The following is a 17,378-nucleotide window of genomic DNA, read 5'->3' on the forward strand; positions in this document are numbered from 1 at the left end:
CGTTAATTTTATCAGCACAAATATAGTGAATATATTTATTAGTCAGTAGATAACCTTGTCTTTTAAGTGTTAAGCTGTTGTGCATATCGTTATTTTTTCTTTACTTTGAAGTGACAAAGTATAGAGTAAACCGTTATTATCAGCCTATGTTCCACGAATTACAAATCTTCGAGAATCCGGAAGCAATCCTGTTGGTTGCTTCGATTATCTTTTTCTTCAGTATTATTGCCGGTAAAGCCGGTTTCCGTTTCGGCCTTCCCGCCTTGCTTCTCTTTTTAGGTGTCGGAATGCTGTTCGGCAGCGACGGCTTAGGCATTCAGTTCAGCAATCCCAGTGCAGCACAGTTCATAGGCATGTTGGCGTTGAGTATCATCCTGTTTTCCGGTGGTATGGATACTAAAATGTCCGAGATCAAGCCGATAGCCACAGAAGGAGTTGTCCTTGCAACAGTGGGAGTATTGCTAACGACGCTTATAACGGGAGGTTTTATCTATTATGTGTTTTTGTGGTCTACAGGTTATGAAACGCTTACGGTAGCCGAATCTATGCTGATGGCGGCAGTGATGTCGTCTACAGACTCTGCTTCCGTCTTTTCCATCCTTAGGAGCAAAGGGGTTTATTTGAAACAACGCCTGCGTCCGACCCTCGAATTGGAGAGCGGTAGCAACGACCCGATGGCATATATGCTTACCTTGCTTATTATCGCTTATATACAGGTCGGGGGTATGAACTTGCAGGAAGCTGTCCTGCAATTGCTCGTCCAGCTATCCGTCGGTGCGATAGCCGGTTTCCTGTTAGGTAAGCTGGCCGTTCTGATGATCAACAAGATCAATATGGACAACGAGTCTTTATATCCGATCTTATTGTTGACAACTGCTTTCTTCACTTTCTCGGCGACTACTTTATGTAAAGGGAACGGCTATCTGGCCGTGTACATTGCCGGCCTGGTCGTGGGGAACGCTAAGATTGTGCATAAAAAGAGTATGGGAACTTTCTTCGACGGTTTTGCCTGGCTGTGGCAGATCGTCATGTTCCTCACGTTAGGTCTGTTGGTGAACCCGCACGAGTTGCTGCCAGTCGCTCCAGTAGGCCTTTTAGTGGGAGTATTTATGATACTGATAGCTCGTCCAGCAACGATTTTCCTGTGTTTGCTTCCATTTAAAAACTTTACAACAAAAGGAAAGCTATATATCTCGTGGGTGGGACTTCGTGGAGCAGTTCCGATAATCTTCGCAACTTATCCTTGGATTGCCGGAGTCGATCATGGAGGCATGATCTTTAATATCGTGTTTTTCATCACGATCCTTTCCCTATTGATACAAGGAACAACCGTAACACAGGCTGCCAAATGGCTCGGACTTGTCGACAAGCCGGAGCGAAAAGATGTGTTCGGTATCGAATTGCCGGAAGATATTAAGAGTGCCATGAGTGAAATAGACATCACTCCTGCTGTCCTTTCTCATGGAAACAAATTGATGCAACTCACCTTGCCCGACCACACCCTTGCCGTTATGGTGAAAAGAGACGGACATTATTTCATCCCGAAAGGCAACACGGAGCTGAAAGAAAATGACAAACTTTTGATGATTTCCGATAACGACGAGGCCTTGTTACAGGCATACGATTCGTTAGGGGTGAAAAACTATACGATGAAAAAGAACTGAAGGATTCTCAATCAGGGCTGCTTCGATGCTACAATGGAATCACGTAACACCAACAGCCCTTCCGGTCCCATGTTGAACAGTAAATCCACAATACTCATATTCGGAAGAAATCCGTGCTTGCCCTGAAAAACCTGATAATAGGGTTTCGGGGAGAAGGACGGATCTTCTCCTTCATGTTTCGGCCGGATGATCTCACGGAAATCGTTCGGCACTTCGGACTGGTATTCTTCCGTATAAATAACATTCGGATGCAGGTCAAGCAGGCGACAGATCAACTGACGCAATTCCTCATTGTAATCGAATAGGAACTCATATTTTTTCTCGTAAAAAGGAGCGAAGTCCTCTTCGTAATATTCGAAAAACGGACTCATATTATAAGCCGAAACCAAAGCATTCCAATGCAGGTGACGCCAGTTCCCATGATCGGAGATACGGATGTCCTTGGTCGGACACTTCAACGTGTCCGGCTTCACGATGGGGATAGATAAAGCTAACGGACCGTTGGCGGCGGCAATGGTACAACGGTTCCGGAAGGTTTGCTTGAGGTAGTTTTCAGCTGTTTCCAAGTGTACTTCCGGATATTGGAACAGTTTGCAATATTGCTGGACCGGCCCCAAATAGGTAGTAGAAATATAAACGGGTTGCATCATTCAGTTTACGGGTTTAAAGATTCGTTGTTTGTCACGGCTGAACCAACATAACCAGGCATTTCCGATGATATGGTCACGCGGAACAAAGCCTAAATGGCGGGAATCGACCGATTCGTTTACATTGTCGGAAAGCATCCAGTAATAATCTTGTTCGAAGAAGAAAAACGCAGTTTCCCTTCCATCTAAATATAGCTTTCCGTCACGAAAAACAGCCTTTTCTCCGGCCTCGGCCAATATCGCTTCCTTGCAAGCGACAAGGGCAGCTTCATCCAGGCGGTATGCCCGGCCTTTACGGGGAACAACCAGCTTGTACGGAGCAGACTGATTCCGGATAAAATGAATATTCATCTCTTCCGTCAGTTCTTCACGCAATTGATATTCTTCGAAAGAAGTCAGGGAAAAAGAAAAACCGAACGTCTCGCTCTTCCAGTTCCGCACAGGTATGCTCAACTTTTGCAGCGCTTTCAGGAAATCGGCGGCACTCTTCTGGGTAATGAAACAGGTGTTAAGCGCACGAGGAGAGTGAGGTAGCAGCTTCCCGTTCACCTCATACCCGTCGCCACTCACCAAGATAGTATCCCCAGGCATACCGATACAACGGCTCAATAACAATGGGTTACTCACCGTGTCTTTCAGGAGCGGACTGGTAAACAGCACGACCTTGTTCCGTCCCGGATTTCCTTCAAGCGGCAATTTATTTACCAAGATATAATCGCCTTGATGCAATGCATCTTCCATCGCACTCGTTGATATCCGGTAAGATTCGATACAGAAACGGCGGACAGGTATAACAATGAGAAAGGCGATAACAATCGTTACCACCCAACTCACGTAGAGGCGACTTTTACGTCCACCCGCCCCGTTTATGTTATTATGAATCTTTTTCCCCATAGAAATTTGCTTAATCCGGGTGTACCCAACGGAACATACGGTTCCAGCGAATACCGCCGTCAAACAAGCTACGATCCTTATCCAGTGACAGCCAGATCATGATCGGCTTACCTACGATATGGTCTTCCGGCACGAAACCCCAGGAACGGCTGTCGGCACTGTTGTGGCGGTTGTCACCCATCATCCAGTAATAATCGTATTTGAACGTATAGGTCGTTTCCGGCTTGCCGTTGATGTAAACCTTACTATCCTTTACTTCCAATTTATTATGTTCATAATTGACGATACAGCGTTTATAAAGGGCTATATTACGTTCCGTCAACGGGATCGTGGTTCCCTTCTTCGGGATCCATAGTGGTCCGTAATTGTCACGACTCCATCCGGTCTGGTAGTCAACCGGATAATAGGAATCGGTTCCTACGGGATCCGGTTCGAGAACCACACGTTTCACGACCGGAAGTTTTTTAGCTACTTCCAATGTCTTTTGAGTCAGCGGGAAATGGTAAATCGGGTTATACTGCCCGTTGGCATTCGGCTGAATATTCAACATAGACATATATTGGGGATTATAGCTTCCATCGATCAATACACGGTCGGCTTTGCTGACATCCAGTAAACGGAACTGCTCCTCACTCAACATGGAGCCATCCGTCTCGACGAAGTAGTTAAGCTGCATCTTTTCCGGATTCTTGGCAGCAACACCATCGATGTAGACCTGGTTGTCACGAATCTCGATCGTGTCGCCCGGCATACCGATACACCGTTTGACATAATTCTCTCGTTTATCAACAGGGCGATAGATCACATCACCGAAATCCGCTTTATTCAACAGGATGGCTTCCCGTCCGTATTGTTCTACCAAATGATAATAATCCGGATTCTGAACTTTTAGTGCAACCGTATCGCCGGCAGGGAAGTTGAACACCACAATATCATTCCGTTTCACATGACCGAGGCCTTTCACCCGTTTGTAGTCCCATTCCGGCCAGTCCAAATATGACTTGCAGTTGAAGAAGGGTAATGTGTTTTGTACCAGTGGGAAAGCGACCGGCGTATTCGGCACGCGCGGTCCATAGCTGAGCTTACTCACAAACAGATAGTCACCCACTAACAAGGACTTCTCCAGCGAGGAACTGGGAATCTGGTAATTCTGGAAAATAAAGATATTGATGAAATAGACGGCAACCAATGCAAACAGGATATCATCCACCCATTCCAACACATTGCGTACCTGCGGATTCTTGGTACGTTTCCAGGCTCCCCAAGGGATATACCCGGTCAGAAAAATATCGACAAGGACAATCAGGCCCAACAACAACCAGGCATTCTGCATCCAAAGCGTGAAAAGCAGGTAGAGAACGGCTGCTATGCTGAATTTAATCCATTGTTTCTTGGAAAACTTCTTCATTTGTTTCTGTTATTAATTAAAATTTAAGCATATCATCCATTCCGAGGAAACCTTTCTTTCCAGCAGTAAATTCGGCGGCAATAACAGCGCCCAAGGCAAATCCGGCACGACTCTTCGCATCGTGCTTGATGCTGATCGTGTCGACATCCGACTCGTATGTGATTTCGTGGATACCCGGAACTTCTCCTTTACGAATGGCATGGATAGGTATATCGGTTGTTTTCTCAGCCGTTTCCAAAGTCCAGCGGTCTTTACGGTCCACGTTTTCAATGATTCCTTCCGCCAGTGTGATAGCTGTTCCGCTAGGAGCATCCAATTTATGGATATGGTGGGTTTCCATCATTTTGATATCGTAAGCGGAGAAATTATTCATAATCTTTGCCAGATATTTGTTGATAGCGAAGAATATATTTACACCGATGCTGAAATTGGAGGCATAGAAAAAAGTTTTACCCTCTTTTTCGCACATATCTTTGACTTGCCCAATCTTGTCAAGCCATCCTGTCGTACCGGAAACAACCGGAATGCCTGCTGCAAAACATTGCATATAATTGTTGAATGCTGTAGCCGGAGTCGTAAACTCGATCGCGACGTCAGCACTCTTGAATTTGTCGGAGTGTATTTCTTCAGGGTTATTGATATCTACGATAGACACGATTTGGTGTCCTCTTCCAAGTGCTATCTGCTCGATAGTTTTTCCCATCTTTCCGTAACCGATAAGTGCAATCTTCATACTTATATATTTAACTTTCAATTTTAATTTTTCAACTTTCAACTGATAACATGCTGCAAATATAAAGAATAATGCTTAGATTTGGGACATAAATCTTAACTCTGAAAAAAGATGGAACGTTTATTACATTATGTTTGGAAATACAAACTTTACACGGCCACACCATTGATAACAACAGAGGGACGTCCCGTCCAGGTAATCGATCCCGGAATGCAGAATACGGATGCAGGTCCCGATTTTTTCAATGCGAAGATCAAAATAGACGGAACGCTATGGGTAGGAAGTGTCGAAATTCATGATAAATCTTCCGACTGGCTGCTCCATCATCATGATACGGATAAGGCATACGACTGTGTAATCCTTCACATTATAGGCTTTAATGATTTCCAGCCAGTTCGAACGAACGGAAACCCGATTCCACAAATGCTCCTGACTGTTCCGGAAAATATTCTCCGCAGTATAGACTGGCTGCTTTACCGAGAGGCGGCTCTTCCGTGCCTCGATCACATAACCGGGATCGCTCCTTTACATATAGCCTGTTGGATGGAAGCCTTGCTAAGCGAGCGGCTGGAACGGAAAACACATGACATATTCCTCCTTTTGGATGCGTATCAGACAGACTGGAATGAAGTTTTTTATATTACTTTAACCCGAAACTTCGGCTTTGGTGTGAATAATGATGCTTTTGAAAGGCTGGCAAAGAGCTTGCCGCTTCGTTGCATTCAAAAACAGCGGAACAGCCATTCGCAGATAGAAGCAATGCTTTTCGGACAGGCAGGAATGTTAGAGGAGGAAAACGACGATCATTACTACCGCTTGTTGCAACGGGAATACGATTTTTTACGCCATAAGTTCGGCCTGTCACCAATGGAAGATTTCGTATTTAAGAACCTACGGACACGGCCTGTCAACTTTCCGTATCTGAAAGTGGCACAGTTAGCCGCACTTTGGGTACGGTACGACACTCTGTTTTCTGCCATTCTTGAAGCCAGGAGCACCGGAGAGATCAAAAAGTATTTCAGGATTCCTCCATCCGGTTATTGGGAGACACATTATCATTTCCGGTATGCTTCTCCCCGAAAGGAAAAGACCATAGGCGAAAACGCCCTGAACATCCTACTGATAAACACGGTCGTTCCGATGCTCTTTGCCTACGGCCTACATAACAAACGTCCCGAATATTGCGAACGTGCTACCCGCCTTTTAGAAAGTATTCCTCCGGAAAAGAACACTATCGTCACCACCTTCTACAACGCCGGTATCACCGTCCGCCACGCTGGCGACAGCCAGGCTTTGATCCAATTAAAACGCGAATATTGCGAAAAGAAGAAATGTTTGTATTGCAGGATCGGGTTCAGGATGTTGAAAACGACAATCGGACAAAAGTCCGTTTAAATGCAAAGATTGATTAATGGCAGGATACCCTACTAATTTTCACCGGATTTTTCCCTATTTTTGCACGTGTTTGTCGAATGTATTTGAAATAGACATAAATGGATACTAAATATATACGAAATTCATTCCGCCTGTTGTATGGAATGCTGCTGTTGACTGTCATTTATTCGTGTGCCAATATCGGTAGTCCGAACGGAGGACCCTATGATGAAACACCTCCCAAATTCGTAAGCAGTACACCGGTCCCAAATCAGATTAATTATACAGGTAAAAAGATAGAAATCCTCTTTGACGAGCTGATCCAGATCGAGAAACCTTCGGAGAACGTGATTATCACTCCGCCCCAGATGGAACTACCGGTTATCCGCTCTGCCGGAAAGAAGGCGGTGATCGAATTGAAAGACACGTTGAAACCTAACACGACCTACACGATCGACTTCACCAATTCCATCTCCGACAATAATGAGAAAAACGTGTTCGAAAACTTCTCTTTCGCTTTCTCTACCGGAGACATCATCGACACACTCGAAGTTTCGGGAGTCTTGCTGAATGCCGAGAATCTAGAACCGATGCCAGGCATTACGATCGGCCTGCACAACAATTTGGAAGATTCCGCATTCGTGAAACTCCCGTTCGTCCGTACTTCCCGTACGAATGACAAAGGGCAGTTCACGATTCGTAATATCACTCCTGGAACCTATCATATTTTTGCCTTAAACGATGTGAACCGCGACTATAAATTCGACCAACCCGGCGAAGACATCGCTTTCTTGGATTCCGTCATCGTCCCTTCCTTCGAACTGACGACCCGGCAGGATACGACCTGGAAAGACAGCCTGACGATCGATACGATCCGGACGGTCGGTTACACCCGTTTCTTCCCGGACAACATCGAACTCCGCCTGTTCAAGGAGAAATTCGAACGCCAGTATATGGTAAAGCCCGAACGCCCGGACGAGAAATACTTTACGCTGCGTTTCAATACGAAGCTGGACACCGTACCGGTGCCTGTCCCCATCAATTTCACCCCGGAAGACAGTACCTGGTATTTTGTGCAGCAGACGGAAGGCGGCGCGGCCGTTAACTACTGGCTTGCCGATTCGACCGTCTGGAAGCAGGACACTCTGCAGGTGCAGGTCTCCTATCCGAAGAGCGACTCCCTGAACATCCTGCGCCCGCAAACCGACACGGTCCAACTGGTATTGCGCCGCCGTCCGGCAGAAAAGAAAAAAAAGAAAAAGAAAGACGAACCCGATCCGATCGTGTTCTTAGGCATGCAAGTAGACGCTCCCGGTTCGATGGACTTGTTCGATACGATATCCGTAACCTTCAACGAACCGGTATTGGATATCAACAAAGAGATGTTCTTCCTCGACCAAAAGATCGATACCGTTTGGAATACGGTAGATTTCGACTTCTTCCCCGATTCGACTAACAGCCTGAACTATTTTATCAGACGTCCGTGGAAGTATGGGGAAGAATACCGCATCGAAGTGGACTCCGCCGCCATCCACAGCCTTTACGGGAAGTGGAACGACTTCTTTACCGGTGAGTTCAAAATCAAGAAAGAAGACGAATACGGCCATCTCTATCTCAATATCAACGGTGTGGACACGACCGCTTTCGTCGAATTGCTCAGTAGTGGAGACGCCCCTGTCCGCAAAGCGAAAGTAAAAGACGGCGGAGTACTCTTCATGGACTTGAAGCCCGATAAGTATTATGCCCGTATCGTGATCGACACAAACGGCAACGGAGTGTGGGATACCGGTAATTATATCGAAAAGCGACAGCCCGAAGAAGTTTATTATTCTCCCAAAATGTACGAGATCATGCAGAACTGGCAGGTCGAAGAGACATGGAATGTCAACTCCACCCCGCTGGCCAAGCAAAAGCCTCTTGAGATAACGAAGAATAAGCCGAAGGAAGCAACCAAGAAGAAAAGAAACTACAAAGATGAAAGTCAACAATCATCGTCAAGGAATAATAGCGGCGGCAACATGGGAATGCCGTTCTGACATCGTCCGCCTGTGGCTGATATTTTTGCTATTGCTATCAGCCGTGTGTGCGAAAGCGCAGGAAATCCCAGTCCGCCACAGGTTCAGCCCCGGCGAGGAAGTGCAGTATGAGTTATACTTCAAATGGGGCCTTCTGATGCCCCGTGCAGGCCACGCCACCCTTTCCATCCGCGACGCGGAATACGAGGGCGAGCCGTCCTATCACTACCGGCTCATCTTCCGTACCTCCGGCATTATCGAGAAGGTCTATAAGATGCGAGATACGATCGATTGCCATTTTACCCCCGACATGCTGCTTCTACGGAGTGAGAAGCGGGTAAACGAGAATGACTATTATCTGATAGACGACATCCGTTTCTCCTACGACAGGAAGAAGATACTCGCTCATTCCCACCGTTATACGCCCACCCGCACGAAGATCGACACGATGCTCGTGACGGAAGACCCACACATGTTCGACATGCTGGGAGCAACGATGTATCTGCGTTCCCTGGACTGGGACAAGATGAAAAGCGGTGAGAGCTTCCCTTTCCAAGTGGCGATCGGACGCGAACGCATCAACATCAGTTTCCGCTATACCGGGCAGCAGATCGTTGAACGAAGTGAGACGTTGAAGTACAGAACCCGCCATTTCTATATCGACATCTACGACGACGCCTTTACCCAAAGCAAGGAAGCCGCCGAGATCTGGATCGGCGACGACGAGAACCATATCCCGATCAAGATACGCGCCAAGCTGAAGATCGGTGCGGCCGAAGTCTATTATAAGTCCTCCAAAGGCTTGCGCTATCCGCTCACTTCGCGGGTAGAAATCAAGAGACGGTAATTCTTAAGGCTTTACAGGTAAAGAAACCGTGAAGCAGGTTTCCCGGTAAGGTAGCGAAGCCACCGACAATTCTCCTCCATGCATCCGTATGATCTGCCGGGAAAGGCTCAACCCAATGCCGCTTCCCGTAGCCTTGGTGGTGAAGAAGGGGACGAAGATATCTTCTATCAGGTCGGAAGGGACGCCAGGACCGTTGTCCGTCACCCGGATAAGCAATTGATTCTTCTCCGTATCGACTTCCATACGGATCTTTCCATCCGCCTGCCCTTCGAGTGCCTGCATAGCGTTCTTCAGCAGGTTGATCAAGACTTGTGACAGCAGCTTTTCGTCTGCATGGACCGTTATCTCCGGCTGGAACAGCACGAGGGAGAAATCAATATGCTGCCGTTGCATATCCGGCAAGTACAGAGTTTGCAGGTTTTGCAGCAGATACGTGAGCGGGAATGGCTCAGGCTCCGGCTGCTTCAGGTAAGCGAACTGCCGGTACGATTCGGTGAAATGCATCAGGGTTTGCCCCTGGCTTTTGATGGTATCCAATCCCCGTATCGTCTTGCGGATGGTGGCATCGGTGATCTCCCCGCTGCTTTTCGGCGCGTCTTTCGTCCGGAAATAAGAAAGGAGCGTGCCGGAGAGGGAGACGACCGGAGCGATGGAGTTCATGATTTCGTGTGTCAGGACATGCATCAGCTTATCCCACGATTCATATTCCTTGCAATGCAGTTCGCGGTCGAACGCCTTCCGTCTGTTCTCGGTCATCAACATGTGTATGCGGTTGAAGGCGGCATGCAGGCGACGCTGTTCCCGGCTTCCGATGTCTTCGGGGAAATAGAGCATCGATTCGTCGTCCTCGATGGCATCCAGGAAAAGCTGTATCCTCCGGTTCGAAGCGTTGAGATAATAGACAAGGAGACTGATCAGCCACGCTGCGATAAAGAGGGCCACGAAACCCAGTATGACTGCCCGCCCCGTAACGATGCCGGCCACGCCCAAGCCCGCCACCAGTACGATGGCAACCACTTGCAAAAGAATGCGTATGTATAGACGGGCACTGAACATATCGGCGGGGGATCAGAGGTTGAAACGCTTCATCTTATTATACAAAGTCTGCCGGCTCACGCCCAACTGCTCTGCCGCAGCCGTCAGGTTCCCTTCATTCTGGGTGATAGCCGCCAAGATCGCCTGCCGCTCCACCTCTTCTAAATTGGGTACTTCGCTAAAAGAGAGCGCCTTTCCCGGACGGATAAAGAGGTCGGAGGCACGAATCACATTCTTTTCCGCTAGGATCACCGCCTTCTCGATCGTATGCTGCAATTCCCGGATGTTGCCGGGCCAGTCATAGTTCGCGAGCTTCTCCAACGCCTGCGGATGCAGGATTAGCCCCGGCCGCCCGTAAAGGTCTGTATATTTTTTCAGGAAATAATCGACAAACAGGGCGATATCTTCCCGCCGGTTCCGAAGAGGCGGAATCTCGATCTGTATCGTATTAATGCGGTAGAACAGGTCTTCACGGAAAAGCGACTGAGCCACCATCTCCGGCAGGTTGCGGTTCGTGGCGGCAATCAGGCGTATGTCGACCGGAATCTTCCGATTGCTCCCAAGGCGGGTGACCTCGCGATTCTGCAAGGCAGCCAAGAGCTTGGCTTGCAATCCTAACGGCAGGTTTCCGATCTCGTCGAGAAACAGTGTGCTCCCGTGTGCCGCCTCGAACTTCCCCGGACGGCTCTCGCGCGCATCCGTAAAAGCGCCTCGTTCATGCCCGAACAACTCGCTTTCGAACAGCGACTCGCTGACGGCTCCCATATCCACGTTGACCATCTCTCGGCCGCTGCGGAGCGAAAGGCGGTGTATCTCACGTGCTAGCATCTCCTTACCTGTACCGTTCTCTCCGGTGATCAGGACATTGGCGTCTGTCTTAGCTACTTTTGTCACCACTTTGATCAGTTTCATCATCACGGGAGAATGCCCGATAATCATAGCCGGCTCACTCGGCCTCTCCACTGGATGCACCAGCTGACTGGATTTCCGTTCGTGCAGGGCGGCACGTATCTTCCCGATCAGGTTATCGTTGTCCCAGGGCTTCAATACAAAATCGGCAGCCCCACCCTTCAACGCCCTAACTGCCAACTCGACATCCCCGTAGGCAGTCAGCATGATAACAGGAAGTTCCGGTGCGATCTCCCGTATGCGACGGAGCCAGAAAAGCCCTTCATTACCGGTATTGACTCCGGCAGAGAAATTCATATCCAACAGGACAAGATCAACCGGCCGACTGTCCAGGACCGAAAGGATACTGTTCGGGTTCGAGGCAGTCTCCACCCCTTCGAACTCATCTTCCAGAAGCAATTCGAGAGAGGTCAGTACGCTTTTGTTATCATCAACGATCAGGATAGTTCCGGCTTGCATAAGATCTTTTTCCGGTAAAGTTATCCGCTTCCCCGTTACCTTGCAAGCGAGCGTCAAAATATTTGACACTTTTGGATTATTATTCTGCACGAACCATTTTTTCCTTGCATCGAGTTATCAGGCACTTGCTTCAAATTATCGTTTATCCGGTCTTTCATTCGATGAAGCCTGTTGTTCAATTCGATATTTCTTGCTGAAAAAAATTGCCTCTTCAGATTATTTTCCATATCTTTCGTTTTTCATATTTATAAAGGGATAGAGCGTACAATAGAAAACAAAAATGGATATCAACCTTGAGTCAAAATATCTGGAAGAACTTGGAAAGGGGGATCATAAAGCCTTCGATATGCTTTACATCCAATACAGTCCAAGACTAAAGCACTTCTTAACAGGTTTCATAAAGAACCGGGATGAAGCGAGCGACATGACCCAAGATATCTTCTATAAAATCTGGACCAACCGGGAAACGATCTCAAAAGTAGATTCTTTTAAGGCCTATCTCTTCCGCATGGCCCGCAACATGATCTATGATTATTACGAACACAGCCTGATCGAAGAAAACTACCAGCAAAAAGAGCAAAGAAGATCGACCTACGACGATCTGATAGAAGAAGAACTCTACGCCAGGGAGCTATCGCTGCTCATTGACATTGCTGTCGAGAAGATGCCGCCTCAACGCCGGAACATCTTTATTATGAGCCGGAAAGATGGCCTGAGCAATGAAGAAATCGCCCAACGGCTGAATATCAGCAAACGGACAGTAGAAAACCACATGACACAAGCCCTTGCCGAATTGCGGAAGATCGCATATTCCACTTTGCTGCTTTTTTTCTGAAAAAAATGCACTTCCGGCTGTGTGTGCTTCCCCACTCATCCGTTAGCTATAATATAAAGACGAAAAATGGGCAAAAGAAACATACATATATTAATAGAGAAATTTTTCGAGAACGACCTGTCCCCGGAAATACAGAAGAAGTTCCATGCCTGGCTGCTTGACCGGAATTTTCAGGAAGAGAAAGAAAAGGCGATGGTTACTTTATGGGAAGAGAAATCTGCCGTGGCAAACGAATCCACTTTCCAGGAATTATCCCGACCACATAAGCGGATCGAAGCATCCGATCGGATGCTTCACAAGCCAATTGGCTTATATATCAAGAGAATTGCCGCCATACTACTTTTGCCGTTGCTTGGTGCTTTCGGTACCTATTATTATCTGACAAAAGTAAATCCGGTTGTGGAAGAAGCTCAATTGAAAGAATGTTTCGTCGCAAATGGAGAACAGAAACAAGTAAAACTGCCCGATGGGACGAAAGTTTGGTTGAACTCCGGTTCTTTACTGGTCTATGACAAACATTTCAGGGGAAAAAGACGTCTCCTGTTCCTCAACGGGGAAGCCCGCTTCCAAGTCGCCAAAGATCCGGCAAAACCCTTTTTGGTCAAAACCGCCCATATGACGGTCAAAGCACTCGGCACCGTATTCAATCTAAACGCTTATTCAGACCAGGATGTTACGATTGCCACGTTGGAAGAAGGGAAAATCCAAGTCTATCCCTGTTTGAAGCAAGACACAAGCCTGATTTTATCGCCAGACGAACAAATCATCTACAATCACCGCCTGGAAACACTGGCACTCAATACTGTCGACGCCGGACGCGTGATGCAATGGACCGACGGGTATCTGATATTCCAGACGGCCTCGTTCGACCAGATCGTAAAGACTATCGAACGTAAATTCGATGTAACGATCAATTACGAGACGGAACGGTTCGCCGGCAGAAGCTTTACAATGAAGTTTAATCCTGACGAGGGCCTGAAACAGGTACTGGAAGTCATGAAAGAGATGATAAAAGGACTGAACTACAAAATAAAAGAGGACAAAGTGTACATAAACTAAAAAAGAGGAGATACTAATATGAAAAAAAGAACCGGGAAGATGACGCCAATCAGATCTCCCCGGCTTGAAATCGAGCAACACCATTCATTCTAACTAATTATCCGGCAGGATAAAAATCATGCATAGTATTTACTTAAATATCTAATTTTACAAAAATATGGAATTAAACCTGAAAACACAACAGAATAAGCTAATTAGTTTATTCCGCGTTTCGTTAATGTTTTTTCTTTTCTTTTTTGTGCAACAGACAGTTGCCAGTAGCCAGTCGATCACACTGCCATCCCACAACATCACAATCAAAGATGCTTTCTCCGAAATAGAGAAACAAACAGGTATGTCGGTCGACTATGATGAGTCGGTCATTAATCTGAATAAACAGGTCAATGCCTCTGTTAACAATAAATCTTTGAATGAAACACTCGCACTGATCCTGAAAGAGAGCGGATGCACATTCGTCATCCGGAACAATCACATCATCATCTCTGCCCAAACGGTTCAACAGCAACAGAAACAAGTGACGATTTCCGGTACGGTAAGTGACAATTTAGGCCCTATTGCCGGTGCTAACGTGGTAGAAAAAGGCACAACCAACGGGATCATCACAGATATGGACGGCAATTATACCCTCTCGGTTCCCCAGGGAGCGGTGATCCAGTTTTCCTATATCGGATACGTGACCAAAGAGATTACAGTCGATAGCCAGAAGAACATCAACGTGCAGTTGGCGGAAGACGCACAGAAGCTGGACGAAGTCGTCGTCGTCGGTTATGGGACGGCCAAGAAAAGCGACCTGGCCGGGTCTGTTGTCCGTGCCGATCTGGGAACTTTGCAGGAATCACCGAATATCAGCTTGGGTTCGGCATTACAGGGGACGGTTCCCGGACTGAACGTAAGCTCGGTATCTGAAGCCGGTAAAGATCCGGATATGTCTATTCGCGGCCGTACGTCCATCAGTGGCGGTAACAGTCCGTTGATCGTTCTGGACGGCATCATTTTCCGTGGGAACATGGTCGATATCAATATGAACGATGTCGAATCCATCGATATCCTGAAAGATGCAAGCGCCGCCGCCATTTATGGATCGGAAGCCAGCAACGGTGTGATCCTGATCACTTCCAAAACGGGTAAGGTGATGAGTAAACCGACAATCGAATACAGCGGTTCGTTCTCTTACCAGCAACCGACCAACAAAGACATGTATCCCGAAGGACGCGACGGGTTCCTTCGCAAGATCGCAGACCGCTTCCTCGAAGAAAGCCGTATTGGAGACGATATGCTCCAACCGAATCCGAATTGGGATCCGACTTCGCATTTGATGGACCGCAACGCACTGGACGGATATGAAAACGGGACGGAAACCGACTGGTGGAATATGCTGACAAACAAAACCCCTTATATCCAAAATCACAATCTGAGTGTAAGAGGGAAAAACGAATTGAGCAGCTACTTCTTCTCTATGGGTTATACAGATCAGAAGAACTTGGTAATCAACGATACATACAAACGCTACAACATCCGTATCAACATGGATACCAAAATCACGAGCTTCCTGAAAGTAGGTGTGCAATCATTCTTCACTGTCAGCGATTATTCAGGTGAATCACCCGATCTGTCTACTGTCGTAGGACTTCCTCCTATTGTTGCGGCAACCGATGAAAACGGCGACTATATTCGCGAACCGTATAAAAACTCCCTGAATCCGTTACTGACTATCCAACAGGATGACACCAACAAGCGTTACAATCTGTTCGGAAACTTCTATGCAGACATTGATTTCCCATTTCTGAAAGGATTGAATTACCGTATGAACTTCTCGCAGAACCTGATCGAAAACAAGATTTACAACTTCAACAAATGGGGAGCGAACTTTACAGGTTCCGGTTCAAAAGAGAACAACAGCGAGTATAACTGGACAGTCGACAACATCCTGTCGTATAAAAACAAGTTCGGAAAGCATGCAATCAATGCCACTTTCGTATATGGAGTGGAAAAAAGACAGTACGAGATGACAAAGGCAGGAGCAACCAACTTCTCTAATGATATTCTGGGCTACAACAAACTGGACGCAGGGCAGGCAGACTTGCAAACAGCTAAATCAGGCGCATGGACAGAATCCAGCCTGTACACCATGCTGCGTGCCATCTATACGTTCAACGACAAATATATCGTCACCGGAACAGTCCGCCGCGATGGGTTCTCCGGATTCGGGAAAAACCACAAGTTCGGTGTATTTCCCTCCGCTGCTTTGGCATGGCGTATCAGCGAAGAAGACTTCTTCAAAAATAATGTGGACTGGATGGAGAACCTGAAACTGCGCCTCTCTTATGGCCAAAACGGTAACCGTACGGTAGGACGGTATCAGACAATGGCACAGATGGGAGCCGGAGTTGGCTCCGTTAAAGTGGACGACTCGACTGTCAATGCCGGGTACCTGTTTGGAGATGGCGTAAGCGCCGAACAAATGCAATGGATCAAATCGTTGGCCAACGCCGATTTGAAATGGGAAACGACCAATACGTTCAATATCGCCGCCGATTTCAGTGCTTTAAACAGTCGTATTTTCGGTACTGTTGAATATTACACATCGCAAACGAACAACTTGTTATTCAATATCAATATTCCGCAAATGAACGGTCTGGACAAAATCCCGTCCAATATCGGTAAAATGAGCAACAAAGGTTTTGAAATGACCGTAACAGGAATCCCTATAGAAACAAAAGATTTCTCCTGGGATGTCACATTCAACTTCTCCCGTAACCGCAACAAGGTTAAAAGTATTCTGGGAATCGATGCCGACGGTGACGGACGGGAAGACGACCTGATCTCCGATAAGATATTTATCAACCATCCGTATGGAGTTTGTTATGATTACAACATCATCGGCATGTGGCAGATTGCAGACAAACAGAATGGCCTGATTCCCGACGGATTCGAATATGGGACTTATAAAGTGGAAGATGTTAACAACGATGGCAAATATACCGCCGATAAAGACCGGAAGATAATAGGCTATTCCGATCCTGCTTATCGCTTCAGCATCCAGAACTCATTCCGCTACAAAAATTGGGAATTCAAATTCATGATCAATTCCGTACAAGGGGGAAAGAATTATTATTACGGACAGCCGGGCAAAGACCTTGCCAATCCGGATAATATCTACCAGAACAACCTGTTCAACTTCGATTACTGGACACCGGAAAACCCGAACGCACGTTACCGCCAGTTAGGCTATTATACTCAAGCGCTCGGATACACGTTTTCCCCTTATGTACAACGCAGCTTCGTCCGTTTGCAGGATGTTACATTGTCCTATAATGTACCCGCCTCTTTCCTAAGCAAGTTCAAAGTCAACCGGCTGAAACTGTATGTAACAGGAAAGAACCTCCTTACTTTCACCGACTGGGATGGTTGGGATCCTGAAACAGGAACTGGTCTGAACACGAGCAAGTATCCAGTTATGAGAAGCTATTCTATTGGTCTTAATCTTGAATTTTAATTA

The 17,378-nt window shown here is 47.0% G+C and carries 13 protein-coding genes; 7 read left to right on the forward strand and 6 right to left on the reverse strand.

The genetic code is table 11. The annotated features are described in order from the left end of the window. The first annotated feature begins 146 nt into the window (after positions 1–146). Entirely contained in the window at positions 147–1,664 is a 1,518-nt protein-coding gene (locus NQ542_RS13340; protein WP_005633377.1) for a potassium/proton antiporter, read from the forward strand. A gap of 11 nt (positions 1,665–1,675) precedes the next feature. Here the strand turns inward: NQ542_RS13340 and NQ542_RS13345 are convergent, their stop codons facing one another. Genes NQ542_RS13345 through dapB form a run of 4 tightly spaced genes read right to left on the reverse strand, consistent with a single transcriptional unit; the run spans position 1,676 to position 5,346 of the window. After that, a complete protein-coding gene (locus NQ542_RS13345) occupies positions 1,676–2,311 on the reverse strand; it encodes a WbqC family protein (RefSeq protein ID WP_036658208.1) in 636 nt (211 codons plus the stop codon). A gap of 3 nt (positions 2,312–2,314) precedes the next feature. Next, the gene (gene lepB / locus NQ542_RS13350) at positions 2,315–3,205 is read right to left on the reverse strand and encodes a signal peptidase I (RefSeq protein ID WP_005633381.1); all 891 of its coding nucleotides are present in this window, start codon (positions 3,203–3,205) and stop codon (positions 2,315–2,317) included. 10 nt (positions 3,206–3,215) lie between these two features. Then, positions 3,216–4,613, reverse strand: a complete 1,398-nt coding sequence (lepB, locus tag NQ542_RS13355; protein ID WP_005633383.1) for a signal peptidase I — start codon at positions 4,611–4,613, stop codon at positions 3,216–3,218. A gap of 16 nt (positions 4,614–4,629) precedes the next feature. Further along, positions 4,630–5,346, reverse strand: a complete 717-nt coding sequence (gene dapB, locus NQ542_RS13360; protein ID WP_005649643.1) for a 4-hydroxy-tetrahydrodipicolinate reductase — start codon at positions 5,344–5,346, stop codon at positions 4,630–4,632. Positions 5,347–5,457: 111 nt separating this feature from the next. Here dapB and NQ542_RS13365 point away from each other — a divergent pair, with 111 nt between their 5' ends. The 3 genes from NQ542_RS13365 to NQ542_RS13375 all read left to right on the forward strand — a co-directional run bounded on the left by NQ542_RS13365 (position 5,458) and on the right by NQ542_RS13375 (position 9,582). Continuing rightward, complete coding sequence (locus NQ542_RS13365) at positions 5,458–6,741, forward strand: DUF2851 family protein (protein WP_005633386.1); 1,284 nt, start codon at positions 5,458–5,460, stop codon at positions 6,739–6,741. Positions 6,742–6,839: 98 nt separating this feature from the next. Next, positions 6,840–8,756, forward strand: a complete 1,917-nt coding sequence (locus NQ542_RS13370; RefSeq protein WP_005633389.1) for an Ig-like domain-containing protein — start codon at positions 6,840–6,842, stop codon at positions 8,754–8,756. Beyond that, positions 8,695–9,582 carry a DUF3108 domain-containing protein gene (locus NQ542_RS13375; RefSeq protein WP_005649646.1) on the forward strand — a complete coding sequence of 296 codons (888 nt, stop codon included), beginning with the start codon at positions 8,695–8,697 and terminating at the stop codon, positions 9,580–9,582. The genes NQ542_RS13370 and NQ542_RS13375 overlap by 62 nt, the downstream gene beginning before the upstream one ends. A 3-nt stretch (positions 9,583–9,585) precedes the next feature. Here NQ542_RS13375 and NQ542_RS13380 read toward each other — a convergent pair whose 3' ends face one another. After that, positions 9,586–10,638 carry a sensor histidine kinase gene (locus NQ542_RS13380; RefSeq protein ID WP_005633393.1) on the reverse strand — a complete coding sequence of 351 codons (1,053 nt, stop codon included), beginning with the start codon at positions 10,636–10,638 and terminating at the stop codon, positions 9,586–9,588. Between the two features lie 12 nt (positions 10,639–10,650). Continuing rightward, positions 10,651–11,985 carry a sigma-54-dependent transcriptional regulator gene (locus tag NQ542_RS13385; RefSeq protein WP_036723799.1) on the reverse strand — a complete coding sequence of 445 codons (1,335 nt, stop codon included), beginning with the start codon at positions 11,983–11,985 and terminating at the stop codon, positions 10,651–10,653. 280 nt (positions 11,986–12,265) lie between these two features. On the opposite strand from NQ542_RS13385, the gene NQ542_RS13390 reads away from it, so the two are divergent. From NQ542_RS13390 to NQ542_RS13400, 3 genes are all read left to right on the forward strand, one after another. Further along, positions 12,266–12,820 carry an RNA polymerase sigma-70 factor gene (locus NQ542_RS13390; protein ID WP_005633399.1) on the forward strand — a complete coding sequence of 185 codons (555 nt, stop codon included), beginning with the start codon at positions 12,266–12,268 and terminating at the stop codon, positions 12,818–12,820. Between the two features lie 66 nt (positions 12,821–12,886). Continuing rightward, entirely contained in the window at positions 12,887–13,879 is a 993-nt protein-coding gene (locus NQ542_RS13395; RefSeq protein ID WP_005633401.1) for a FecR family protein, read from the forward strand. 238 nt (positions 13,880–14,117) lie between these two features. Further along, positions 14,118–17,375 carry a TonB-dependent receptor gene (locus tag NQ542_RS13400; RefSeq protein ID WP_224204069.1) on the forward strand — a complete coding sequence of 1,086 codons (3,258 nt, stop codon included), beginning with the start codon at positions 14,118–14,120 and terminating at the stop codon, positions 17,373–17,375. Positions 17,376–17,378: the final 3 nt, after the last annotated feature.

Origin of the sequence: Parabacteroides merdae ATCC 43184 (assembly GCF_025151215.1) — a bacterium.
In the GTDB taxonomy this organism is placed as follows: Bacteria; Bacteroidota; Bacteroidia; order Bacteroidales; family Tannerellaceae; genus Parabacteroides; species Parabacteroides merdae.

Bases quoted from the DNA above. Each gene is read 5' to 3' on its own strand.
- lepB (WP_005633381.1), bottom strand. From the start codon at position 3,205: ATGGGGAAAAAGATTCATAATAACATAAACGGGGCGGGTGGACGTAAA.
- NQ542_RS13340 (WP_005633377.1), top strand. From the start codon at position 147: ATGTTCCACGAATTACAAATCTTCGAGAATCCGGAAGCAATCCTGTTG.
- NQ542_RS13375 (WP_005649646.1), top strand. From the start codon at position 8,695: ATGAAAGTCAACAATCATCGTCAAGGAATAATAGCGGCGGCAACATGG.
- NQ542_RS13395 (WP_005633401.1), top strand. From the start codon at position 12,887: ATGGGCAAAAGAAACATACATATATTAATAGAGAAATTTTTCGAGAAC.
- NQ542_RS13370 (WP_005633389.1), top strand. From the start codon at position 6,840: ATGGATACTAAATATATACGAAATTCATTCCGCCTGTTGTATGGAATG.
- NQ542_RS13365 (WP_005633386.1), top strand. From the start codon at position 5,458: ATGGAACGTTTATTACATTATGTTTGGAAATACAAACTTTACACGGCC.
- NQ542_RS13385 (WP_036723799.1), bottom strand. From the start codon at position 11,985: ATGCAAGCCGGAACTATCCTGATCGTTGATGATAACAAAAGCGTACTG.
- dapB (WP_005649643.1), bottom strand. From the start codon at position 5,346: ATGAAGATTGCACTTATCGGTTACGGAAAGATGGGAAAAACTATCGAG.
- NQ542_RS13380 (WP_005633393.1), bottom strand. From the start codon at position 10,638: ATGTTCAGTGCCCGTCTATACATACGCATTCTTTTGCAAGTGGTTGCC.
- NQ542_RS13345 (WP_036658208.1), bottom strand. From the start codon at position 2,311: ATGCAACCCGTTTATATTTCTACTACCTATTTGGGGCCGGTCCAGCAA.
- NQ542_RS13390 (WP_005633399.1), top strand. From the start codon at position 12,266: ATGGATATCAACCTTGAGTCAAAATATCTGGAAGAACTTGGAAAGGGG.
- lepB (WP_005633383.1), bottom strand. From the start codon at position 4,613: ATGAAGAAGTTTTCCAAGAAACAATGGATTAAATTCAGCATAGCAGCC.